Raw genomic sequence first — 22823 nt, 5'->3', positions numbered from 1 at the left:
CGATATTAAGATAACAATTTTTTTATTGAAGAAAATTAGAGATAAGCCTTCAGAATATTCTTATTGTTTTTTTTTAAGGTTTCCTTAACTATTTAGTAATAATCAGTTTCTTTGTCAGTCTGGTATTGCCGGCACGAAGCTGGTAAAAGTAGACTCCGCTTGCCAGACCCCTTCCGTTAAATTTGTATTCGTAATATCCTTCATTCAGGTCATCGTTCAATATCTCGGCAACAAACTCGCCTAAAAGATTGAACAGTATAACCTTTACATCTGTCTGGAAAGGAAGTGAAAACCGGATTGTAGTTTCGGGATTAAACGGATTAGGATAATTCTGTTCAAGAGAGAATTGAGAGATCTTTTCCATAGTAACTTCCACAGGATCGTAATACTTAAGTCTTCCGTCGAAATCGATCTGTTTCAGTTTGTAAATAAATTTTAGTCCCCCAAAAGGCGTATCGGTATAATTATAATGCCTAATAGTGTTCGAGTTGCCATTGCCTTGTAGAAACGTAATCGAGTCCCAGCAACATCCATCTGTTGATCTCATCAATTCAAATCCGTAATTATTTACTTCCGTTGATGTTGACCAATCGAGCACTACTTTGTGTTCAATAAGCTTTGCTGAGAATGAAACCAGCTCAACCGGTAGAGGTCCATCTCCTATTAGAGTCGCTTCATCCAATCGCAGGTTATTAAGTGAACTCTTTGCGGAGTCTGTTTTCAGAATTTCGATATAAACTTCAGGTACGTCCTCAAAAGAAGCCGGTAAAATATAAGGGCCATATAGAGCAAATACAGTTGGAGGAATGAATTCCGGTTCCATTTCAGTCCAGTCTTGCAAATCACTGCTTACCCTTATCATAAATTTACCGACATCATAGTTCGAGCATTGCATATATACCTGAAATCTGAGGTTTTGACCACCGGAAGTATTAAATCCGAATCTTAATGCATCACCAGGGTGCCAGCCAGAATATGAAACTGATTGACCGGTATGACCACCAAAATATTTAGGTCCGTTTAATATACCATATGTAGTAAAAACCGGAGTTCCTTCCATATTATCGATATCAACTTCAGTTGAATTTTCAAATGAGAAAAGAAAAGCTGTTGTGTTAGACTGTGGAGATGAGAAGGACGGAAATAGACAGAAACTTAACAGAAATAAATAAATATACTTTTTCATACCCACCCCGTTAGTAAACCCGTTTCTTAAATAGTTTAATTTTCGAGGATGAGAATAAGTTCGTTTTAAACTTACGAAATTCCAGTTAAAAAGTAATGTGAATTTTTTAATCATTTTTTTTGTTCTCAATTACAGTAGAAATTATTTAAGAGATAACAATGAAATATTTAATTCTGCTGATATTATTAATATTTACAGGGTGTAATATCAGCCGGCAAAACTTATCTCATGAATTAAATGAGGAAAAAATGATAGATACTTCAAAATATTCTGTTGCAACTTTCGGTTCGGGATGCTTCTGGTGTACAGAGGCGGTATTTGAATTAGTAAAAGGTGTTTTAAAAGTAGAATCCGGTTACTCGGGCGGATCGGTACCGAATCCTACTTATGAAGCCGTATGTACGGGACTGACAGGTCATGCGGAAGTTGTCATGATTTATTTTGATCCAAATTTAGTTTCCTATAGCGAACTCCTCGAAATATTCTGGAAGACTCACGATCCCACAACATTAAATAGACAGGGTGCCGATGTCGGTACACAGTACAGGTCGGTAATTTTCTATCATAATGAGGATCAGAAAAGACTTGCTGAGGAATACAAACAGAAGCTCGATGAAGCCCGAATCTGGAATGATCCGATCGTTACAGAAATCAGTCCCTTTAGAAAATTCTACAAAGCTGAGGATTATCACCAGAATTATTATGAGAATAATACTTATCAGGGTTATTGCAGTTTTGTAATCACTCCGAAAATAGAAAAATTCAAGAAAGTCTTTTCAGATAAACTGAAATAAGGTCTATTAAACCCGGTACAATTAAAATTTATTTTGGGAGTTTAATGATTAAGGGATAATTTTGTTTGAGCCATTCTATAAGGTGATGTTATGAACCTCAAACTTTTATCACTTCTTATCATATTTATTTTCCCTCCGGTTCAATATTACGCGCAGGAAGAGTTAATCAGACTTAAGGACGGATGGAAATTCAAAGTTGGCGACAGTAATAATTTTACTGATCCCGAATACTCTAAACTTAACTATACCGATTCTGATTGGAATGATATTTCTATCGACAAAATATGGGAAGAGCAGGGATACGATCCGTTAGACGGTTTTGCCTGGTACAGAATAAAAGTCTTTATTCCCTCTTCGCTAAAACAGAATGCATACTTAAAAGACAGTTTGAAGATTTTTCTTGGAAAGGTGAATAATTTTGACCATACTTTTCTAAACGGGAAGATAATCGGAATTAACGGATTTAATGTTAAAACCGATCATAAAATTGACTCAACCTTTCTTAATGCCGAAACAATTCTCTGGGATAAAAACCGGCGCTATACCCTGCCAACAGATGACCCGCGAATACTATGGGATAATATTAATATTATCGCGGTCCGTGTTTTCGATCAGGGTGGTCAGGGCGGAATTTATACCGGCAATGGTTCTGTAAGTATGACGAATGTAACTGAATACCTTTTTACAAATTCAGCTACCACCGAATTCGAATTTTCCGGCGACTCAATTACGAAAAACTTCTACATTAAAAATATCTCGGACAGATTAAAGTTAGCCGGAACATTTGAGATTAATGCTGTAGATAAGACTAACGGAAATAATCTCTTTGTGAAAAATGAGCCGGTGGAATTGAATCCGGGAGATAATAAAAATTTCTCTTATACTCTGAGCAATATTTTAAAACCTGTAAAGGTTCAATATGATTTTAGATTTACCGGGACTAAAGAGATCTTTTCTTTCACAGAGGAGGTACCTTATATTCTAACTCCGGTTCCCCCAAAGCACCCCAGAATAAACGGTGCAAAAATCTACGGTCAATCCCCGGGTAGACCCTTTCTTTATACCGTTGCTGTAACCGGAGAAAGACCGGTAAAATTCAAAGCAGCGAATCTGCCTGAAGGACTTTCTATTGATGAGAATACAGGAATTATAAACGGCGTAGTCCGTAAAACCGGCCAATATACTATTAATGTTGAAGTTGCGAATAAATATGGCTCGGCCGGAGCTGAGATTAAATTTATAATTGGAGAAAAACTTGCATTAACTCCGCCGATGGGATGGAACAGCTGGAATGTATGGGGACTTGCAGTTGATCAGCAAAAAGTTCTGGAATCGGCCAGGGTTTTTAAGGAAAAATTAATTAATCACGGATGGACATTTATTAACATTGATGACGGATGGGAAATAAAAGGCGACTCTCCATTGCCTAAACGTGATTCAAACGGTTTTATTTTAACGAACGAAAAATTTCCTGATATGAAAGCTCTAGCAGACAGCATCCATGCTATGGGATTGAAACTCGGGATTTACAGTTCGCCCGGGCCTTTAACCTGCGGCGGTTATACTGCATCTTATCAGCATGAGTTACAGGACGCACAATCATTTGCTTCCTGGGGAATCGACTATCTTAAATACGATTGGTGTTCATACGATCAGATTGCCAAAGACAAATCAATCCCCGAACTAAAAAAACCTTACTTTGTAATGCGAGACGCATTAAAGCAAATTAACCGGGATATTGTCTACAGTTTATGCCAGTACGGGATGGGAAAAGTCTGGGAATGGGGCGCTGAAGTTGGAGGTAATCTCTGGCGAACAACAGGTGATATTACGGATACATGGAAGAGTATGAGTGAGATTGGTTTCAATCAGATTGAAAATGCGAAATATGCCGGTCCGGGGCAATGGAATGACCCCGATATGCTTGTAGTCGGCTGGGTTGGCTGGGGCCCGAATTTACATCCTACAAAATTAACACCAGACGAGCAGTATACTCATATCAGTCTCTGGTCTCTACTCTCTGCACCACTGCTGATCGGATGCGACTTATCGAGGGCTGATCCTTTCACAATGAATCTGCTTACAAATGATGAAGTCTTATCTGTTAATCAGGACCCTCTTGGAAAACAGGCAGTACCGGTTTTGAAAGAAGGCAATATTCAAGTCTGGATTAAAGAACTTGCGGATGGTAATAAAGCGGTAGGGATTTTTAACCTCGGTGATAGTACCGAACAGTTCGAATTAGACTTATTAAGGACCGGATTAAATGAAAATGTAAGGATAAGAGACGTCTGGCGGCAAAAGGAAATCCCGCACAAGGGTGAAAAGATTTTATTCGGAGTTCCTTCGCACGGATGCTACCTGATCAAATCTGATTCTCTTTAAAAACAAAAACCCCGGCTATTGCCGGGGTTTTTAATTTTGAAATCGTAAAAATTATTGAATAACTTTTACTTCCTGAGCTTGTGGGCCTTTTTGACCTTGAGCAACCGTGAATTCAACCTGCTGACCTTCCTGAAGGGTTTTGTATCCTTCACCAACAATTGCCTGGAAATGAACAAAAACATCATCTCCGTCTTTGCGTTGAATGAATCCATAACCTTTTGCGCCGTTGAACCATTTTACGGTTCCTTTTACTCGTTCTGACATCTTTTGATGCTCCTAATAAAATGAAAAATAATTATTTAAAAGACGAACAGAGCACCTGCAAAGCTTTGTTAATATAAATCAACAAACGTCCACTGCTCAAGTTCATAAAAAGGACTTATGATTAACACGCATGTCCTCTCAATATGCGTGAAGGATTGGAATTATTCCTATCCTCAAACATTCAATGAACAAACATAACGGGTTCTATAAAATTAAGGTTGGGTTTTCATACTAAATCTAATGTGGGAGTTAAAATCTAAATGATATAAAGAAGATCAAATTAAAAACCAAAAAAACGAACAAAATGCCTAAAACCTTCTACTTCAATATTTATAAGAACCGATTAATTCTCCTTTAACGGAGCATTAGCTCCGCGGGTAGGGCTCGAACCTACAACCCTGCGGTTAACAGCCGCATGCTCTGCCATTGAGCTACCGCGGAATTTCATTTCATATGAAATACATACAAAATCGAGGTCTAAAAATAGATTTTAGAGAAGGATTTGTCAAGTTCCGGAAAAATAAATTTTTACTCTGAATTTCCATATTAGATAACTCTATTCCAATTATTGAGAAGTATAAATAAATTTATATAAGATTTCCCCTCTTTATTTAATAAAATCATTAAATTCACACAGCATTCTCCGTTTTATCTTTATTGTCCTTCTTCTTTGATAGGCATATTAATTGCATAAACTATCATTTTTCAAAAGGGAAATGAATGACCATCGATCAATTAAAAGAGAAGGTGCAGAACGCATACAAAAACTGGGAGGAATCGAATTACCTCAAAACAGTATCTAAATTCCCAGAAAGAAGCAAAGAATTTACAACCCAGTCCTTTACTAAAGTGGATCCGCTTTACATTCCAAACTTAACCGATTCTGAAAACTATGAAGAAAAACTCGGTTTCCCGGGCAAGTATCCTTTTACCAGAGGTGTTCAGCCAACTATGTACAGAGGACGGTTTTGGACAATGCGTCAATATGCAGGATTCGGAACTGCTAAAGAATCGAATGAACGTTACCGTTACTTGTTGACGCAGGGACAAAGCGGACTATCAGTAGCTTTCGATTTACCAACGCAGATAGGATACGACAGCGACGACCCGATGGCTCTTGGTGAAGTCGGTAAAGTCGGCGTGGCTATCGATACTCTCGCAGATATGGAAATTCTGTTCAACCAGATTCCTCTCGACAAGGTTTCAACTTCAATGACTATCAATGCACCGGCGTCAGTCCTTCTGGCAATGTACATTGCTGTTGCCGAAAAGCAGGGTGTTACAAAGGATAAGATTAGCGGAACAATTCAGAACGATATTCTTAAAGAATACGTTGCACGGGGCACTTACATTTATCCCCCCAAACCATCTATGAGACTTATAACGAACATTTTTGAATACTGTTCTAAGGAAGTGCCTAAGTGGAATACTATTTCAATTTCGGGTTACCATATTCGCGAAGCAGGATCAACTGCCGCACAGGAAGTCGGTTTCACTCTTGCAGATGGAATTGCTTATGTTGAAGCTGCTATAAAAGCCGGACTGGATGTTGACGAATTCGCCGGACAGTTGTCATTCTTCTTCAATGCGCATAATGATCTGCTCGAAGAGGTAGCAAAATACAGGGCGGCAAGAAGACTCTGGGCCAGAATTATGAAGGAGAGATTCGGTGCTAAAAAAGATAAATCCCAGATGTTAAGATTCCATACACAGACAGCCGGTTCTACACTTACTGCTAAACAGGTTGACAATAATATTATCCGAGTAACTATACAGACGCTTGCCGCGGTTCTCGGCGGAACTCAGAGTCTTCATACAAATTCAAGAGACGAAGCACTTGCACTTCCAACTGAAGAATCAGTTAAAGTTGCTTTAAGAACTCAACAGGTAGTGGCTTACGAAAGCGGTGTAACAAACACAATAGATCCTCTTGCCGGTTCGTATTATATCGAGTCGCTTACCGATCAGATAGAAAAAGAGGCCGGAGAATATATCAATAAGATTGATTCTCTCGGCGGTGTGGTTAATGCGATCGAAGCCGGTTATATTCAGATGGAAATTCAAAAATCGGCTTATCAGTTCAACCAGGAACTGGAACGCGGTGAAAGAATTGTAGTAGGAATTAATAAATTTGTTGAGAAGGAAGAGCACAAAGGCAAAATCCTTAAGATCGATGAAAAAATTCAAAACGATCAGATTCAATTTCTCAATAAAACCAGATCGAGCAGGAACCAGAGAGAGGTTGAAGAAAAATTAGCGGCTCTTAAAACAGCAGCGGAAGGAACCTCCAATTTAATGCCGTTTATACTTGATGCTGTAAAAGTCTACGCAAGCATAGGTGAAATATGTAATACGATGAGAAATGTTTTCGGTGAGTATAAAGAACAGGTGGTCATTTAACATATTTATTTGAACAGACAAAACTTCAGGAGTAAATGGAATGGAACTTAAGTATATAGAACATATCGGTATAGCAGTTAAAAATCTCGATGAATCAATTAAGTATTATGAAAATGTTCTCGGATTAAAATGTTATTCTGTTGAAGAGGTAAAAGATCAAAAAGTGAAAACGGCATTTTTCATGGTTGGCCAGACAAAAATCGAGCTACTTGAATCAACAGAATCCGACGGACCGATCGGTAAGTTCATAGAAAAAAAAGGCGAAGGAATACATCATATAGCTTTCGCCACGGAGAATCTTAAAGACGCATTGAAAGAGATCGAGTCGAAGGGGATTCAATTAATTGATAAAGAGCCCCGCAAAGGAGCTGAAGGATTGAATATTGCATTTCTTCATCCGAAATCTACAAACGGGGTATTAACTGAGTTATGCGAACATCCGTAACTCACATTTAATAAACAGCAAATAAAACGTTCAACTGAGGAACAATAATGGCATTACAGGACAAGATCAAAGAGTTGATGGATATGCGCGCTAAAGCGCGGCTGGGCGGCGGTGAAAAAAGAATTGAATCGCAACATCAAAAAGGAAAATTTACTGCAAGGGAAAGAATCGATATGCTTCTCGATGAAGGCAGCTTCGAGGAGTTTGATATGTTCGTTTCCCACCGGACAGTCGATTTCGGTCTCGATAAGCAGACTTATCTATCAGACGGAGTTGTTACAGGTTACGGTACGATAGACGGACGTCTTGTTTATGTGTTTTCACAGGACTTTACTGTTTTCGGCGGATCACTTTCCGAGATGTACGCTCAGAAAATTTGTAAGGTGATGGACAAGGCAATGAAAGTAGGAGCTCCGCTAATCGGAATAAACGACAGCGGCGGCGCCAGAATTCAGGAGGGAGTTAAAAGTCTTGGAGGTTATGCCGATATATTTCAGCGCAATATTATGGCTTCCGGTTTAATACCTCAGATATCCGCGATCTTTGGTCCTTGTGCCGGTGGAGCCGTCTACTCACCGGCTCTAACCGATTTTACGATTATGTCCAAAGGCACTAGCTATATGTTTGTAACCGGGCCCAAAGTAGTTAAAACCGTAACCGGTGAAGTAGTTACCGACGAAGAGCTCGGCGGTGCTATGGTTCACGGTTCTAAATCCGGAGTTACACATTTTGTAGCAGATGACGAGCAGGAAGGAATTCTGCTTATAAGAAAACTATTAAGTTACATGCCTCAGAATAATCTTGAGGATCCCCCGCTTTCGGTGTGTGACGATCCGATCGACAGACTCGAAGACTCGCTAAACGAAATAATTCCAGAAAGTCCTAACAAACCATACGATGTTAAAGATGTAATACACGCAATTGCCGACTATCATGAATTCCTGGAAGTCCAGCGGCATTATGCACCGAATATTGTAACCGGCTTTGCACGGTTCAACGGGATGCCTGTTGGAATAGTTGCCAATCAGCCGAATTATCTGGCCGGAGTATTAGATATTAATTCATCCCGTAAAGCCGGAAGATTCGTCCGTTACTGCGATGCTTTCAACATCCCGATTGTTACGCTTGTAGATGTACCTGGCTTCCTCCCGGGAACAGCTCAGGAATACGGCGGAATAATTCTCCACGGCGCCAAATTACTATTTGCATACGGCGAAGCGACTGTCCCTAAAGTAACCATTATTCTCCGTAAAGCTTACGGCGGTGCTTATGATGTAATGGGCTCTAAGCATCTGAGAGGAGATATTAATTATGCATGGCCCACAGCTGAGATTGCCGTTATGGGCCCCAGAGGAGCAATTGAAGTCCTTCATCAAAAAGAGATTTCAGAAATTAAGGATGATCAGGAAAAAGTAAAATTCATAAATGAAAAAGAGGAACAGTACCGGAATAAATTTGCTACGCCCTATGTTGCGGCTAAGTACGGTTATATAGATGATGTGATAGAACCGCGAAACACAAGATTCAGAGTAATACGGGCACTTCAGTCGCTCGCTACTAAGAAAGATCTTAATCCTCCCAAAAAACATTCTAACATTCCATTATAGGAGGATAAATGATAATTGCACAGGCAGTTGCAGCAGCCGATTCATTAGCAAAATCGAGAATTGCGGAAAACTCGAAAAAATTTCTCGATATTGACCCCTGGGGTGTGGGAATGACTTTTATTGGGATGGCTGTAGTCTTCCTTTCACTTCTTCTTCTTTACATGCTTTTTTATAACATCACTAAAGCATTGAATTACAGGATAAAATCCAATCTTAAAAAAGAAGGGAAAGAATTACCTGCAAAAGGAAAAGATGTGGAGTTGTCCGGCGAGGTAAATGCGGCTATAGCGATAGCCCTTCATCTTTATATGAATGAATTACATGATCAGGAAAGTGCGATCCTGACAATAAACAAAGTTGCCAGAACGTATTCTCCATGGAGTTCAAAAATTTACGGCATCAGACAATTTCCAAGATAAGGAATTGAATTAATGAAAAAATTTAAATTGACAATCAACGGCAATCAATACGAAGTTAATGTTGTGAGTGTTGATGATAATATAGCTGATATAGAAGTTAACGGCACACATTATCAGGTTGAAGTAGATAAGCAGATTCAAAAAACAAAAACTCCCAAGCTGGTTAGATCTGTCGTCTCTCCGTCAACAGATTCAGCTCCTTCAATTCAGAAAACAAGCAGCCCGGGTGCTCAAAAAGGTGTTGGCTTCGTAAAAGCTCCACTCCCCGGTGTTATTCTTAATGTTCATGTACGCGAAGGCGATATGGTTAAAATCGGAGATAAACTGATTACTCTTGAAGCAATGAAAATGGAGAATTCGGTTAATTCTGATAAAGAAGGAAAAATAATTTCTATTAAAGTGCGGCAGGGTGATTCTGTTCTGGAAGGTGACCTTCTTATAGAGATCGGGAGTTAATGATGGAAAAGTTTCTTGAATTTACTGCACACGGATTCGATCAATTTATAAGATATACTGCTTTTGCAAATTTTACGCTAGGCCATTTAATAATGATCATTGTTGCACTGGTTTTTATCTATCTGGCAATAGCTAAAGATTATGAACCGCTGCTTCTTGTACCAATCGGGTTCGGAATTCTTATTGGTAATATCCCTTTTCTGGAAAGCGCCAATCTACAAGTGGGTATTTATGAAAAAGGAAGCGTTTTGAATTATCTTTACTTCGGTGTAAGCCAGGGGGTCTATCCACCATTGATTTTCCTTGGCATAGGAGCTATGACAGATTTCTCAACTCTCCTTTCAAATCCACGTTTAATACTCCTCGGCGCAGCAGCTCAGCTCGGAATCTTTGGTGCTTATACAATTGCACTGGCTCTCGGGTATCTTCCCCAGCAAGCCGCTGCTATTGGAATTATCGGCGGAGCTGACGGACCCACAGCAATTTTCCTGTCCTCTAAACTGGCTCCGGATCTGGTAGGTGCTATTGCCGTTTCTGCATACTCTTATATGGCTCTTGTGCCGGTATTACAACCCCCGATAATGAAACTACTTACAACAAAAAAAGAGCGCGTTATAAGGATGAAACCTCCCCGCCAGGTTTCTAAACTTGAAAAAGTACTCTTCCCCATTGTCGGACTGGTGCTAACATGTTTTATCACACCCAGCGCACTTCCGCTTTTAGGTATGCTCTTCTTTGGAAATATTCTGAAAGAAAGCGGTGTTACAAAGCGCCTGGCTGATACCGCTAAAGGTCCGCTTATTGATATAGTTACAATATTAATAGGACTGACTGTTGGTGCTTCAACGCAGGCAACCACATTTCTAACTGCGAAATCTGTCGGTATATTTATGCTTGGTGCATTTTCATTTATGATCGCAACAACGGGAGGAGTTCTGTTCGCAAAAGTTTTGAATCTTTTTCTGAGTGATGAGAATAAAATAAATCCTCTTATTGGAAATGCCGGTGTTTCCGCAGTTCCTGATAGCGCACGTGTCTCCCAGGTAATTGGACTTCAATATGATCCAAAGAACCACCTTTTGATGCACGCAATGGCTCCGAATGTTGCCGGCGTAATCGGAAGCGCGGTCGCTGCCGGTATTTTACTCTCTTTCTTTATGGGTTAATTCGGCATTTATTAATGTGCCGGTGACCTTTCTTTAAAATAAATTTTTTATATGAAAGGATTTTCCAATCTTTGAATCGGAAGTTTAATTAAAATTGCAGAAAATCCAATGACAAGTGAACTCTATTTCTGGTTCGGGTTTATAGCTTTGTTTATTATTGTATTCAGCACCGATATGTATGTAACGGACCATAGAAAGGGTAGGATAAAAGTAAAGACAGCCCTTACTTGGACCAGCGTCTGGATTTTCACTGCATTATTGTTTGGAAGTGCCATTTACTTTTTTTTCCCCGTAGGACATGAAAAGGCTTTCGAGTTTATAACCGGTTACATAATAGAGTATTCACTTTCTGTAGACAACTTATTTGTATTCATACTGATTTTCACAATGATGGGTATTGAAGATTTACATCAACCCAGAATTCTGAAATGGGGTATTATCGGGGCGGTTGTATTCAGAATTCTATTCATAGTTGCGGGAGTTGAACTGATTAAAAGATTCAACTTTATGTTCTACATTCTCGGAGCTGTACTGATATTCACTGCAATTAAAATGTTTCTTTCAAAAGAAGAGAAAATCCATCCGGATCATAATATTTTCGTAAAACTTTCTAAGAAGATTTTAAATGTTAAGACGGATGTTAAAACAGACCATTTTTTTGTAAAACACAATCATCAGATTTTCGCGACTGTAGCCTTCATAACTTTAATTCTTGTTGAATCAACCGATATTGTATTTGCTGTAGATTCAATTCCGGCAGTACTTGCTATCACCCAGGATTCTTTCATTGCAATAACATCCAACCTTTTCGCCATACTCGGATTGCGTTCACTTTTCTTTGCACTGGCAGGAATATTGAATCTATTCCGATATCTTAAGTATGGGATCTCATTTATACTCCTATTCATTGGAGTAAAAATGATAATTTCAGGATGGGTTCATATACCTGTTCAAACATCTCTTATAGTTATACTTGTAACACTTCTGGCATCAATACTCGCATCAGTAATTATTAAGGAAGAAGAGGAAATCGATCATCACGCTTTTCATGAACACCCTCCGAAAGAGATAAAAGACGAACTATTGAAGTAAAAAGTGGGCTCGTTAGAGCCCTTTTTTCAATTTGATTTTTCCTTTTCAATATTCTTTGGAAAAAATTTATCAAGCATTTTAATCAGCAAGTAGAATAATCCCATGAATATAAAAATACCTGCCATACCTTTGCCTGTAATCTGGACGGCATTCCAAAAATTGTTTATTGCTTCCGGGCTTAACATGATTCCTCCTAAACTACTAATGCTAATATTAATCCGCCGGCAATTACAGAACCTATTTGTCCGGCTACGTTTGCGCTTACGGCATGCATTAACAAATAATTAAACTGATCTTCTTCTTGTCCTAAAGTATGAATCACACGCGCGGACATAGGAAAGGCTGATATTCCCGCAGCACCTACCATCGGATTGATTTTCTTTTTTAAAAACAGGTTGAGAAATTTCGCGAATAATACTCCTCCCGCAGTATCAAAAATAAAGGCCACCAGGCCAAGTCCAATTATAATTAAAGTCTGCGGTTGAAGAAATTTATCTGCTGTCATTGTTGCTGCGATTGTCAGACCAAGAAGAATTGTGACAATGCTGGCCAGTTCATTCTGGGCAGCATTCGACAGTTTATTGAGAACACCGCATTCCCTAATCAGATTACCGAACATTAAAAAACCAATTAGAGCCACAGACGAAGGGGCAATTATTCCAGCAATTATTGTAACCGAAATGGGAAATATTATGAGCACCGGCTTGGAGACAGTCTTAGCCTGGCTTTCCATTCTTATCAGCCGCTCTTTTCGCGTTGTAAGGGCTTTTATTACAGGCCTTTGAATTATGGGCACCAATGCCATGTAGGAATAGGCCGCTACTGATATTGGCCCCAATAAATCCTTTGCAAATCTTGATGCTACGTAAATTGAAGTTGGGCCGTCGGCAGCACCGATTATCCCAATGGATGCAGCCTGCTTTAAGCTAAAGCCGAATAAAGTAGCTGCAGACATTGTAAAGAATATTCCAAATTGGGCGGCCGCCCCGAAAAGGAGCAGGTAAGGTTTTTTCAGCAGAGGTGAAAAGTCGATCATTGCGCCTACAGCTACAAAAATCAGAAGCGGAAATATTTCTGTCATAATTCCTGCTTCGAAAAAGATGTTCAAGACACCTTCAACTTTTTCACCGTTAGATACCTGATCGATTGCGGCAGAAAGAGGGATATTTGCAAGGATGGCTCCGAATCCTATCGGCAGAAGAAGGGCCGGTTCATATTCTTTAACAATTGCCAGGTAGATTAAAAGTCCGCCAACCCCAATCATTACTACCTGTTGCCAAGTAATTGAGTATAATCCCACAAAAAGTGCGTCCATTATTTTCTCCGGAATTTCTTAAGGTGGGAATAATACAATTATGATGCCGCAATTGAATTGGCAGAAACTTGTTTTAAGCAATGTTTTGCTGCAAAAGATCCAATGCTTCTTCTAAAAGTGAGAAAAGCTTTTCAGTAATAGTAATATTAAGCTGGCCAATCTTAGGATTTTAATTCATATCCTTCCGATCGTGCAATATATGCCGAGCAGGTTATATCCCCTGTTACGTTTAATACTGTTCTGCACATATCCAGTAATCTGTCGGCACCAAGTATAATCGCAATTCCTTCAACAGGTACATTTACCATTGCCAGTACAATTGCAAGCAGAGGAATTGAACCGGACGGGACTCCCGCGGTTCCTATCGCAGTTAATACACTCATCAACACTACAATCAGCTGAACGCCAAATGAGAGCTCAATACCAAAGACCTGGGCCAGGAATAAAACGGTAACGCCTTCGAACAATGCTGTACCGTTCATATTCATTGTCGCACCCAATGGAAGAACAAATCCTGTTATCTGAGGTGGAATACCTAAATTATTTTGAGATACCGAAATGGTTGTGGGGAGCGTTGCACTGCTTGAACTCGTTGAAAATGCAGTCATCATAACTGTCTGAATTTTTTTAAAGAAGAGGACCGGACTGTAACGTGCAAAGACTTTTATCAAAACAGAGTAAGCAACAACGAGCAGAATGGTTAAACCCGACATTACAGTGAACATATACATTCCGAGAGCAACCAGCAATTCGAATCCGAACCTAGAGGTAACACTGAAAATTAAAGCAGCTACTCCGAAAGGAGCTAACTTCATTGCAATATTTATTATAACAATCGTTACATCACTGATTCCGTCAAGAATTTTAATAAGCGGCTCGGCTTTCTCTTTTTGTATCATTGTTAGCGCTATGCCGATCATAAGCGATACAAAGATCAATGCAAGCATTTCCGGATTCGGTTTGGCAACGGCTGCAATCGGATTCCTCGGAACGATATTAACAAGCGTTTGAATACCGAATTCTGTTTTTTCGGATACTTCTTTTATTTCAGAAGCCTGTTCACTGTATGAAGTAAGTAATTGAGTCTTTGTCTCTCCCTGCAAATAATCCCCCGGCCTGATGCTGTTTACCAGAACCAGACCGATTGTTACGGCCAAAGCAGTAACGAGGAAAAAATAACCCATCGTCTTAAGTCCTATTCGTCCCAGTTTTTTCAAATCGCCAATCTGAGCAACACCTAAAGCCAGACTCGAAAAAACCAGCGGAATTACCATCATAATTAGAAGATTAAGAAATATTTTGCCTAGAGGATCGCTTAAATATGTTTGAACTATTTTTAAAATCGGAGCGTCAGGGTATAAAAAATTAGCTGCTACTCCCGCTGCAGCACCGGTTATTAATCCGATAAATATTTTTGTGTGCCGGCTCATTAATACTCCAAATTAATGCTTTGATTATATTATGAAAGTAATGCTATCTTCTACTGGCTTTTCGTTTTAATTATTAAAATTGTTCAGGCAAATATGGTAAAAAATATTTTCCTACAGAATTAATAAATTTTTTGATCATAATATCATTTAACCGGATATTGCAGCTGGATCAATTTCAAAACTATAATATGAATAAACTACTTATCTTAATTCTTGTCTTCTCCATACAGGTTTTTGCGCAACGGGGATCGGATTACTGCTCTACATCAAAAATTCTTGAGTATGAAAGATTATCCAAAACCAACCGGATTAATTATCCGGGCGATCCGAGATTCGATGCAACCTATTATAAACTCGATCTTTTCATTACAAATAATCCATTATTTCTTTCAGGCCGCGTTACTGTTAAAGGGAAAGCATTAGATCAAAATTTAACTTCAATCTTTCTCGATCTATGGAGCGGATTTTCGGTCTCTTCTGTAATTTCAAACGGTAAGAATCTACCATTTAACTTTTCTCCAGGAAACAAGTTAAATATAACTTTTAACAGGAGTTACTCTCCATCCGAAGAATTTACACTGGAAATTAATTACTCGGGTCGGCCGAACAGCAGCGGAGGAATTGGCGGGAGCTTCGTCTCAGCTAATACACCTTACGGCCGGCCGGTCATCTGGACTTTATCTCAGCCGTACGGTTCAAGAGACTGGTGGCCCTCGAAAGACACTCCTGCCGACAAGGCCGATTCATCCGATGTATGGATAACAGCTGATCCGCAATTTGTATCTGTTTCGAACGGACTTCTTACAGGCATTATAAACCATCCTGACGGAACCAGAACATACAAATGGAAAAATCATTATCCGATTGCAAATTATCTGATCTCAATTGCGATGAGCGATTATTACCTTTACGAAACCCTATTTGAATACGAACCCGGCAAATTAATGCCGGTAAATCACTACGTTTATCCGGAAGTATTCACTTCGCAGAAAGTAAACCTCGACCGTACAATTGATATGCTCAGGATTTTTTCCGAGAAGTTCGGACCGTACCCTTATCCAATGGAGAAATACGGTCACGCGCAATGCGGTTTCGGCGGAGGGATGGAACACCAGACAATCGCTTCAATGGGCGGATTCAGCGAAGCTCTGGTAGTTCACGAGCTGGCTCATCAGTGGTTCGGCGACAAAGTTACCTGCCGGGACTGGGCAAACATATGGTTGAATGAGGGATTTGCGACATATTCCGAAAGCATCTATTTCGAAGAGAAGTACGGAAAAACTTCGTTTATGAACGATGTTATCGCAATTATGAATCATGCAAAAACCGCTACTGGAACTATTTACGTCCAGAACACAGAAAGTGTAAGCCAGATTTTCAACAGCGCCCGTTCATACAGCAAAGGAGGTGTCGTACTTCATATGCTAAGAGGAGTTGTTGGAGACGATAACTTTTTCAGAATACTCAGGGAATATTTGACCGAGCCGGGATTATCCTATGGAACTGCGACAACTGAGGACTTTCAAAGAATAGCTGAACGTGTTTCAGGGACCGATCTCGATTACTTTTTCCAGCAGTGGATTTACGGTGAAAACTATCCTAAATATAAATTCAGCTGGGGTTACGAACAGCTCGCGGGAAATAATTATAACCTGATCATAAGGGTCGAACAACCATTAACAAATACTAATCCTCAATTTTTCAAAATGCCTGTTCAGATAAAGTATTCAACCTCTACCGAAACAAATACAATCACACTTTTCAATGATATGAAAGTTCAGACATGGAGTATTCCGGTAAACGGAAAACCGCTTTCGGCTCTGTTTGATCCTGACACCTGGATTTTAAAAGATTTACTTGAAACCAACGGTATTGTAATTGTACCTACCCGATTTGAATTATTTCAGAATTACCCTAATCCTTTCAATAACGGAACAAATATCAGGTATTCAATAACCAGCAGGCAGCATGTAAGACTTGCCGTGTACGACCTGCTTGGAAGAGAAATTGCTTCACTTGTAGATGAGCAGCAGGGTCCCGGTGCCTATTCCGTTTCATTTACAATAAGCAATTTGGCCGGCAACGGATTCGGTATTCAATTATCGAGCGGGATTTACTATTACAGAATTACGGCTGGCGGATTCAATGAAACGAAAAAAATGATCTATTTAAAATGAGATTAATGCTGAAAATATTTTACCTATCAAATAATTTCCAATCATTTCGATAATTGATTAACTTGTTGCTCAAAAAATGACCTATCTATGACAAAATTATCATTGAGCAGATCAGTTTTTACTTTGCTTTTTTTTATTTCTTTTTCATACAACATCACAGGTGAAAAATTGTTTGTAACCGAAAGAAAGACGATTGCTGAGCAGCCAGATACATCTGAGTTTGTTAAACGTTATAATGAACTGGACAGATTTTATTCCGATAAAAAACTAGGTTCTTTTTTTGAAGACGGAACAACCTTCTTTCGATTGTTTGCGCCGTCTGCCGTAAGTGTACGACTTTGTACTTTTACGCATCCCGATTCACGTAAGTGTAAAGAGTATTTTATGTCGAAGGATGAAAACGGCGTTTGGGAAGCTCGGATTGAAGGCGAACAATACGGACTTTTTTACGGCTTTAAAGTTTATCATAAAGGGGAGGATTTAAGCAACTCGAATAAACCGATCTGTGTCGATCCCTACTCAAAAGCTGTCGCTACTAAAACATCCTACCTTAATCCGCGCCGTTCGATAGTAGTAAAGGATTCTCCTTTCGACTGGGAGGGAACGGATCGCCTTAATTATGATTGGCGGGATTTGATAATTTATGAAATGCACGTAAGGGATATGACCGCTCACAAATCTTCCGGAGCAAAAAAACCGGGTACTTACAGAGGGTTGATTGAAAAAGGTAATAATGGCGGAATCGATTATATAAAAGCACTCGGAATTAATGCTGTTGAGATCCTGCCCGCTCAGGAATTCGGATACTGTGAAATACCTTTCAGAGATTCTCTCGACGGAAAGTTTAATACCTGGAATCCGTATGAAAGAAACCACTGGGGCTATATGACTGGCGCTTTCTTTGCACCCGCTTCCTATTACAGTCAGCAATGGAAAAATTTTAAATGGAATGATTGGATCGGAAAAGACGGCCGGCAGATAAATGATTTTAAAGAGATGGTAAAATCGTTTCATAAAGATGGGATCGCTGTTATTATGGATGTGGTTTACAACCATCTTTCCGAATATGAAATCGGGAACCTTAAACAGATTGATAAGGAATATTATTTCCGTCTTGATAATAAAGGGAATTACATTGCAAACAGCTGGTGCGGAAACGACCTAAAAACTGAACGGCCGATGGTTAGACGCCTTATTGTCGAAAGTTTGGTCCACTGGATGAAGGAATATAAGGTTGACGGTTTCCGGTTCGATCTTAGCACTCTGATCGATTGGAAAACAGTTGAAGAGATCCGAAATGAAACGATGAAGATAAATCCCAATGTAATTCTGATAGGAGAAGCCTGGGGCGGCGGAGGTTACTCTCCGGACGGATTCTCTAAAAAAGGTTACGCGGCGTGGAACGATCAGATAAGAAACGGCATCAAAGGAGAAAATCCGCACGACGGTCTCGGATGGATATTCGGTGAGTGGTACGGAAATAACTCTATTAAACGGATAAAAAGCTATGTCAATGCTACACTCGTTAGAGATTCTTTAGGATTGTTTCAGAAGAAGGAACATTCTGTTAATTACCTGGAATCGCATGACGGTTATACACTTGGTGATTTTATAAGATTAGGTACAAAGGAAGTAGATAATGACCAGAAGATAAAGGATATCGAAAGTCACGTTAAGCTTTCGGAAAGGCAGATGAAGCTTAACAAGCTCGCTGCTCTCTTTCTGCTTACATCTCAGGGAATAACAATGATTCATGCCGGTCAGGAATTCGCAAGATCTAAAGTTATTCAGGACAACAGAAAAATTATTGATCCGGAGAAAGGAAGAATCGACCACAACTCTTACAACAAGGATAATGAAACAAATTATATAAACTATAAACATGCTGAGATCAATTCGGAGCTTCTTAATTATTATAAAGGATTGATCCGGCTGAGAAAACAGTATACAGCGTTCCGGCATGCGGAATATGAAGAGATCGGATTCCTAGAACATCCGGCCAGCAAATTCGGACTTGCTTTTTCGGTCCATTCGGGCGATGAAAAATTTATTGTCCTTTTTAATTGCGATAAGAATTTGATGCTCGATTTTCCTCTACCGGAAGGTAACTGGGAAGTCCTGGTTAATGAAGAGAAGGCGGGTGTTGAAACTATCTCTATTGCCGAAAGAATTTATAATCTGAAGCCCGGTACAGGTGCGGTTTTAAAAAGGATTAAGAAGTAGGCCTTTTAACTGTATATCGCTTTTTTAAGGGCAAGTTGAATTGCGTTTTTAAAATCGCTGAGATTTACCGGTTTCTGGAAAATATACTCAATTCCAAGTTCTCTATACTCACCTTTAATTGTATCGTCTAGATCGCTTGAAAGAACAATTACCGGCGGTTTATATCTCAGGTCTGTTATATTCAACTGTTTTGCAAGGTCGTAACCGCTCATCACAGGCATTTTATGATCGGTTATTACAAGAACCGGTGCGTTCTGTTTGATAATTTCGAGAGCTGTTTTTCCGTTATCGGCTTCTATAATGCTGTATTGCGGAATTAAATTCCTGATCAGTTTTGAATAGAGGAGCCGGTCGGTCTTTATATCGTCTACAAGAAGAATATTTGTTGAAGCTATAGGAATTGTAAAATAGAATCTTGAACCTTTCCCGACAGAACTTTCCACCCAGATATCGCCCCCATGTTTTCTAACAATATCCCCTACTAACGAAAGTCCGAGGCCGCTGCCCTTTTCGCCTGCTGTACCCGGAGTTGTGAACTTGGAATCAACTTTAAATAGTTTAGAAACATTTTCCTCATTCATTCCAACGCCATCATCTTCCACGTGAAACTGAACCTGATGTTTTTCTATATCAACGGAAGCATCAACACTGATATTACCTCTATTGTTGGTGAATTTGACTGCATTGGAAATCAGATTATTGAATACCTGAAGAAGAAGATCTTCGTCGGCATGTATAAAAAAATCCCGATCCAGTTTTGATACAATGTTAATTTTCTTCTGCAGCGCAACACCGGCCATTATCTGAATCGCTTTATCAATAACGGATTTTGCATTAACTCTCTGCGGCTCAAATTTAATTTTTCCTGTCTGAAGCCTGGTATAATCCAGAAGCGAATTAACGAGCCCGAGCATATTTTTTGCAGATTCCTGAATATAGACCACATACTGTTTTCTTTTTTCATCGTTAAGGTCGGGATCGTCGGAAAGTAGAAAATCGGTAAATCCAAGTATAGAACTGAAAGGGGTTCTCAGGTCGTGCGAGATAATGGAAATAAACCGGTCTTTGGCTTCGTTAAGTTCCTTTAATTCTGCAGCGGATTTTTTAAGTTCCTCCTCTGCCCGTTTAGAGAGTGAAATATCGCTTATAATACCGAACATCATCCGGATCTCACCGTATGAGTCGCGTTTAACAGAAACTTTATTTTCGATCCAGTTAATATTGCCGAGCGCATCTATTATCCGGTATTCAAACACCTGAAAATTTTTCGATCTGTCGGTGTAGAATTTATCGTATTCCGAAAGTACTTCTTCAACATCATCCGGATGGATTATATTCTTCCACAGATCCTGGTCGCTTATAAAAGCATCGGGAGTATACCCGGTAATCTGACGAATAGCCGGTGTATAAAAAACCGATTTAAGTTCACCGTCGATTCTTTCTGCCGTAAAGAAACTCTCCTTAATATTCTCCGAAATACTCCGGTATCTTTCCTCGGAAATCTGAAGAGCTTCCTGAGCCTTTTTCTCTTCAGTAATATCCCTTATAACCCATACAACAAATTTTTCTTCATTGGTTCTGTAAGTTGAAACTGAATTCTCAAGTTCAAGGACTGTACCATTCCTCCGCCTCCCTTTGAAATCATATCGGGCAGGCAGGTCATCTCCTTCATCTGAACTGACCAGATATTTTTCTACTTTCTGTTTATCGATTTCAAAAACAAAGTCAATAGGATCCTGACCAATAATTTCGCTTGCGCTTCTGTATCCAAACATTCCGACGAAAGAATCATTTACAAGCACAAACCGTTTCCTGCTTATCAATGCGATTCCATCGTGCGAAGCCTCAAAGATAGATCTTATAAGCAGCAGATCTTTTTCAGATTCTTTCTTAAGCGTAATATCGGTAAGTATAACGGTGTAATAGAGAGGAACGCCTTCCTGATCATTTGCGGAGGAAAAACTGGCCAGCACATAAATCCTCTGACCTTTTTTATTAATAAGAGGTAATTCAACCGACTGCGAGCTGAATGAAGCAAGTTCATTAATAAAGAAAGGATTTTCCGTCATATAAAGTGAATCGACCAATTCACCGAAATTCATTTTCGTAATTTCATCCGCACTATATTCGAACGTATCGAGAAAGAAAGGATTGGCATAGGTTATTCTTCCGTCCAGGTCCAGTATACAGATGAATTCGTGGGAGTTAATTACAATATTTCTGAACTTCTCTTCCGAGCTTCTAAGTTCTTTTTCAATTCTGATCCTACCGGAAATATTCGAACAGAGCATAAAAAAGGATTCTTCGGAATCTTCGTCTATTACACCGATCTTGACCGAAAAATATTCCGCCACACTTTCATCTTCCCCTATTCTGAACTCACCCTCCCAGAATTTTTCTTCAGTCAACTGTTTCATCATCTGCTGAAAATAGAGCTGATCGATCTGCTGAAAAATTTTCCCGATGAATTTTCCGTACACTTCGCTTCTTGTAAGGCCGAATAAGCTTGCAGAGGATTCGTTCCAGAAAATTATTTTTCCCTCTTTATCGAAACCGATTACACCATCGAGAACTCCCGCAACAATCTGCTGATATCTTTTAAGCTCTTTAATCTCTTCATTATTAATCGTGATATTTGTCTTTTCACCCTGAATCTCTTTAACAAGGACAATAACCAGACCTACATTCGAATCATTCTCGGCAACCGGAATAAGAGTAATACTTGCCCGATGTTCAGAGCTGTTTTTTATGAAAGGTATCTCCGTCCAGACAGTTTTGCTGCTTAAAAGCACCGATTCAAGCTGCTTTTTAAATAAAATACCCGACAATTTCTGCGGACGTTTATTATTTCTCAAATCCGGTTCAAACAGGAACGAGAAATCGTCGTATCCGGTAGGAGAGCTTAATTTGATATTCCCTTCTTTATCAACAAAAAAGAAACAGTCGCTTACCAGGTAAAGAAAGTTCTGAAAATTAGGAGAGTAAATAAGAGCAGCTTCCTCTGCGGCAGTATTAATCTTAACATCCTCAATTATAATTACACCGCCGCTGAATTTATTCTCGATCAGAATGGGAACACATTTTACAATAATGGAAATTTTATTACCGGAAAGAGTTGTAGATGTGGCCAGAACTTTCTCGAATGCAATTCCATCTTTTAATTCATTCAGGTCTTTCCTCAGATCGCTTACTTCAAAGATTCTGTACTCGTAGATACTTTTACCTATTAATTCAGATGGATTTGCGCTGACAACACCGCTGAAATGGAAAAAATTTTTATTTACAAATTTCACAATGAAGTCGTCGTTGAAAATGAGCATTCCGATCGGGGCGGTTTCCAGAATATTACGATAGGAAATATCAGGTCGGGATAAGTCAAATGTTTTGTCCAAGGATGAAGTCATATTTCCTATTTCCGGTAGAAATTCGGATTCAATTTATGAAAATGAGTGTTGAAAATATAG

17 protein-coding genes and 1 tRNA gene are annotated in these 22823 nt (G+C 39.3%); 11 read left to right on the top strand and 7 right to left on the bottom strand.

The window, feature by feature from the left end; translation table 11 throughout:
* Positions 1-88: 88 nt before the first annotated feature.
* Positions 89-1186 (bottom strand): T9SS type A sorting domain-containing protein, encoded by a 1098-nt coding sequence (locus tag PLZ15_11895; protein HOI30448.1) that lies wholly within the window; start codon positions 1184-1186, stop codon positions 89-91.
* Between the two features lie 158 nt (positions 1187-1344).
* Between PLZ15_11895 and msrA the strand changes: the two genes are divergently transcribed.
* The gene (gene msrA / locus PLZ15_11890; protein HOI30447.1) at positions 1345-1980 is read left to right on the top strand and encodes a peptide-methionine (S)-S-oxide reductase MsrA; all 636 of its coding nucleotides are present in this window, start codon (positions 1345-1347) and stop codon (positions 1978-1980) included.
* Positions 1981-2070: 90 nt separating this feature from the next.
* Complete coding sequence (locus tag PLZ15_11885) at positions 2071-4365, top strand: putative Ig domain-containing protein (GenBank protein ID HOI30446.1); 2295 nt, start codon at positions 2071-2073, stop codon at positions 4363-4365.
* Positions 4366-4416: 51 nt separating this feature from the next.
* Here PLZ15_11885 and PLZ15_11880 read toward each other — a convergent pair whose 3' ends face one another.
* Entirely contained in the window at positions 4417-4629 is a 213-nt protein-coding gene (locus tag PLZ15_11880; GenBank protein ID HOI30445.1) for a cold-shock protein, read from the bottom strand.
* 369 nt (positions 4630-4998) lie between these two features.
* Positions 4999-5070: transfer RNA gene (locus PLZ15_11875), tRNA-Asn, on the bottom strand.
* 279 nt (positions 5071-5349) lie between these two features.
* Between PLZ15_11875 and PLZ15_11870 the strand changes: the two genes are divergently transcribed.
* The 7 genes from PLZ15_11870 (at position 5350) to PLZ15_11840 (ending at position 12214) form a co-directional block, all read left to right on the top strand.
* The gene (locus PLZ15_11870) at positions 5350-7029 is read left to right on the top strand and encodes a methylmalonyl-CoA mutase family protein (protein HOI30444.1); all 1680 of its coding nucleotides are present in this window, start codon (positions 5350-5352) and stop codon (positions 7027-7029) included.
* A gap of 40 nt (positions 7030-7069) precedes the next feature.
* Positions 7070-7474 (top strand): methylmalonyl-CoA epimerase, encoded by a 405-nt coding sequence (gene mce / locus PLZ15_11865; GenBank protein HOI30443.1) that lies wholly within the window; start codon positions 7070-7072, stop codon positions 7472-7474.
* Positions 7475-7521: 47 nt separating this feature from the next.
* Entirely contained in the window at positions 7522-9081 is a 1560-nt protein-coding gene (locus PLZ15_11860) for an acyl-CoA carboxylase subunit beta (protein ID HOI30442.1), read from the top strand.
* An 8-nt stretch (positions 9082-9089) separates the two neighbouring features.
* Positions 9090-9500 (top strand): OadG family transporter subunit, encoded by a 411-nt coding sequence (locus PLZ15_11855; protein HOI30441.1) that lies wholly within the window; start codon positions 9090-9092, stop codon positions 9498-9500.
* Positions 9501-9512: 12 nt separating this feature from the next.
* The gene (locus PLZ15_11850) at positions 9513-9956 is read left to right on the top strand and encodes a biotin/lipoyl-binding protein (protein ID HOI30440.1); all 444 of its coding nucleotides are present in this window, start codon (positions 9513-9515) and stop codon (positions 9954-9956) included.
* Positions 9956-11122, top strand: a complete 1167-nt coding sequence (locus PLZ15_11845; GenBank protein ID HOI30439.1) for a sodium ion-translocating decarboxylase subunit beta — start codon at positions 9956-9958, stop codon at positions 11120-11122. Before PLZ15_11850 ends, PLZ15_11845 begins: the two co-directional genes overlap by 1 nt.
* A gap of 108 nt (positions 11123-11230) precedes the next feature.
* The gene (locus PLZ15_11840; protein ID HOI30438.1) at positions 11231-12214 is read left to right on the top strand and encodes a TerC/Alx family metal homeostasis membrane protein; all 984 of its coding nucleotides are present in this window, start codon (positions 11231-11233) and stop codon (positions 12212-12214) included.
* Between the two features lie 26 nt (positions 12215-12240).
* On the opposite strand, the gene PLZ15_11835 is transcribed toward PLZ15_11840, so the two are convergent.
* From PLZ15_11835 to PLZ15_11825, 3 genes are all read right to left on the bottom strand, one after another.
* Positions 12241-12399: an OadG-related small transporter subunit gene (locus PLZ15_11835; protein ID HOI30437.1), complete on the bottom strand. Its 159-nt coding sequence runs from the start codon at positions 12397-12399 to the stop codon at positions 12241-12243.
* 8 nt (positions 12400-12407) lie between these two features.
* Positions 12408-13529 carry a sodium ion-translocating decarboxylase subunit beta gene (locus tag PLZ15_11830; protein HOI30436.1) on the bottom strand — a complete coding sequence of 374 codons (1122 nt, stop codon included), beginning with the start codon at positions 13527-13529 and terminating at the stop codon, positions 12408-12410.
* Positions 13530-13690: 161 nt separating this feature from the next.
* Positions 13691-14959: a dicarboxylate/amino acid:cation symporter gene (locus PLZ15_11825; protein HOI30435.1), complete on the bottom strand. Its 1269-nt coding sequence runs from the start codon at positions 14957-14959 to the stop codon at positions 13691-13693.
* Positions 14960-15147: 188 nt separating this feature from the next.
* On the opposite strand from PLZ15_11825, the gene PLZ15_11820 reads away from it, so the two are divergent.
* The gene (locus tag PLZ15_11820) at positions 15148-17136 is read left to right on the top strand and encodes a M1 family aminopeptidase (GenBank protein HOI30434.1); all 1989 of its coding nucleotides are present in this window, start codon (positions 15148-15150) and stop codon (positions 17134-17136) included.
* Positions 17137-17223: 87 nt separating this feature from the next.
* Complete coding sequence (locus PLZ15_11815) at positions 17224-19359, top strand: alpha-amylase family glycosyl hydrolase (GenBank protein ID HOI30433.1); 2136 nt, start codon at positions 17224-17226, stop codon at positions 19357-19359.
* Between the two features lie 5 nt (positions 19360-19364).
* On the opposite strand, the gene PLZ15_11810 is transcribed toward PLZ15_11815, so the two are convergent.
* Positions 19365-22763 (bottom strand): PAS domain S-box protein, encoded by a 3399-nt coding sequence (locus tag PLZ15_11810; protein HOI30432.1) that lies wholly within the window; start codon positions 22761-22763, stop codon positions 19365-19367.
* Between the last annotated feature and the right edge of the window lie 60 nt (positions 22764-22823).

Source organism: Melioribacteraceae bacterium (assembly GCA_035362835.1).
Lineage (GTDB): Bacteria > Bacteroidota > Ignavibacteria > Ignavibacteriales > Melioribacteraceae > DSXH01.
Note: the sequence above shows the minus strand (reverse complement) of the source record. Positions and strands in the feature narration are given on the sequence as shown.

Coding starts and splice junctions, on each gene's coding strand:
- PLZ15_11895 (HOI30448.1), bottom strand. CDS start 1,186: ATGAAAAAGTATATTTATTTATTTCTGTTAAGTTTCTGTCTATTTCCG.
- msrA (HOI30447.1), top strand. CDS start 1,345: ATGAAATATTTAATTCTGCTGATATTATTAATATTTACAGGGTGTAAT.
- PLZ15_11885 (HOI30446.1), top strand. CDS start 2,071: ATGAACCTCAAACTTTTATCACTTCTTATCATATTTATTTTCCCTCCG.
- PLZ15_11880 (HOI30445.1), bottom strand. CDS start 4,629: ATGTCAGAACGAGTAAAAGGAACCGTAAAATGGTTCAACGGCGCAAAA.
- PLZ15_11870 (HOI30444.1), top strand. CDS start 5,350: ATGACCATCGATCAATTAAAAGAGAAGGTGCAGAACGCATACAAAAAC.
- mce (HOI30443.1), top strand. CDS start 7,070: ATGGAACTTAAGTATATAGAACATATCGGTATAGCAGTTAAAAATCTC.
- PLZ15_11860 (HOI30442.1), top strand. CDS start 7,522: ATGGCATTACAGGACAAGATCAAAGAGTTGATGGATATGCGCGCTAAA.
- PLZ15_11855 (HOI30441.1), top strand. CDS start 9,090: ATGATAATTGCACAGGCAGTTGCAGCAGCCGATTCATTAGCAAAATCG.
- PLZ15_11850 (HOI30440.1), top strand. CDS start 9,513: ATGAAAAAATTTAAATTGACAATCAACGGCAATCAATACGAAGTTAAT.
- PLZ15_11845 (HOI30439.1), top strand. CDS start 9,956: ATGATGGAAAAGTTTCTTGAATTTACTGCACACGGATTCGATCAATTT.
- PLZ15_11840 (HOI30438.1), top strand. CDS start 11,231: ATGACAAGTGAACTCTATTTCTGGTTCGGGTTTATAGCTTTGTTTATT.
- PLZ15_11835 (HOI30437.1), bottom strand. CDS start 12,399: ATGTTAAGCCCGGAAGCAATAAACAATTTTTGGAATGCCGTCCAGATT.
- PLZ15_11830 (HOI30436.1), bottom strand. CDS start 13,529: ATGGACGCACTTTTTGTGGGATTATACTCAATTACTTGGCAACAGGTA.
- PLZ15_11825 (HOI30435.1), bottom strand. CDS start 14,959: ATGAGCCGGCACACAAAAATATTTATCGGATTAATAACCGGTGCTGCA.
- PLZ15_11820 (HOI30434.1), top strand. CDS start 15,148: ATGAATAAACTACTTATCTTAATTCTTGTCTTCTCCATACAGGTTTTT.
- PLZ15_11815 (HOI30433.1), top strand. CDS start 17,224: ATGACAAAATTATCATTGAGCAGATCAGTTTTTACTTTGCTTTTTTTT.
- PLZ15_11810 (HOI30432.1), bottom strand. CDS start 22,763: ATGACTTCATCCTTGGACAAAACATTTGACTTATCCCGACCTGATATT.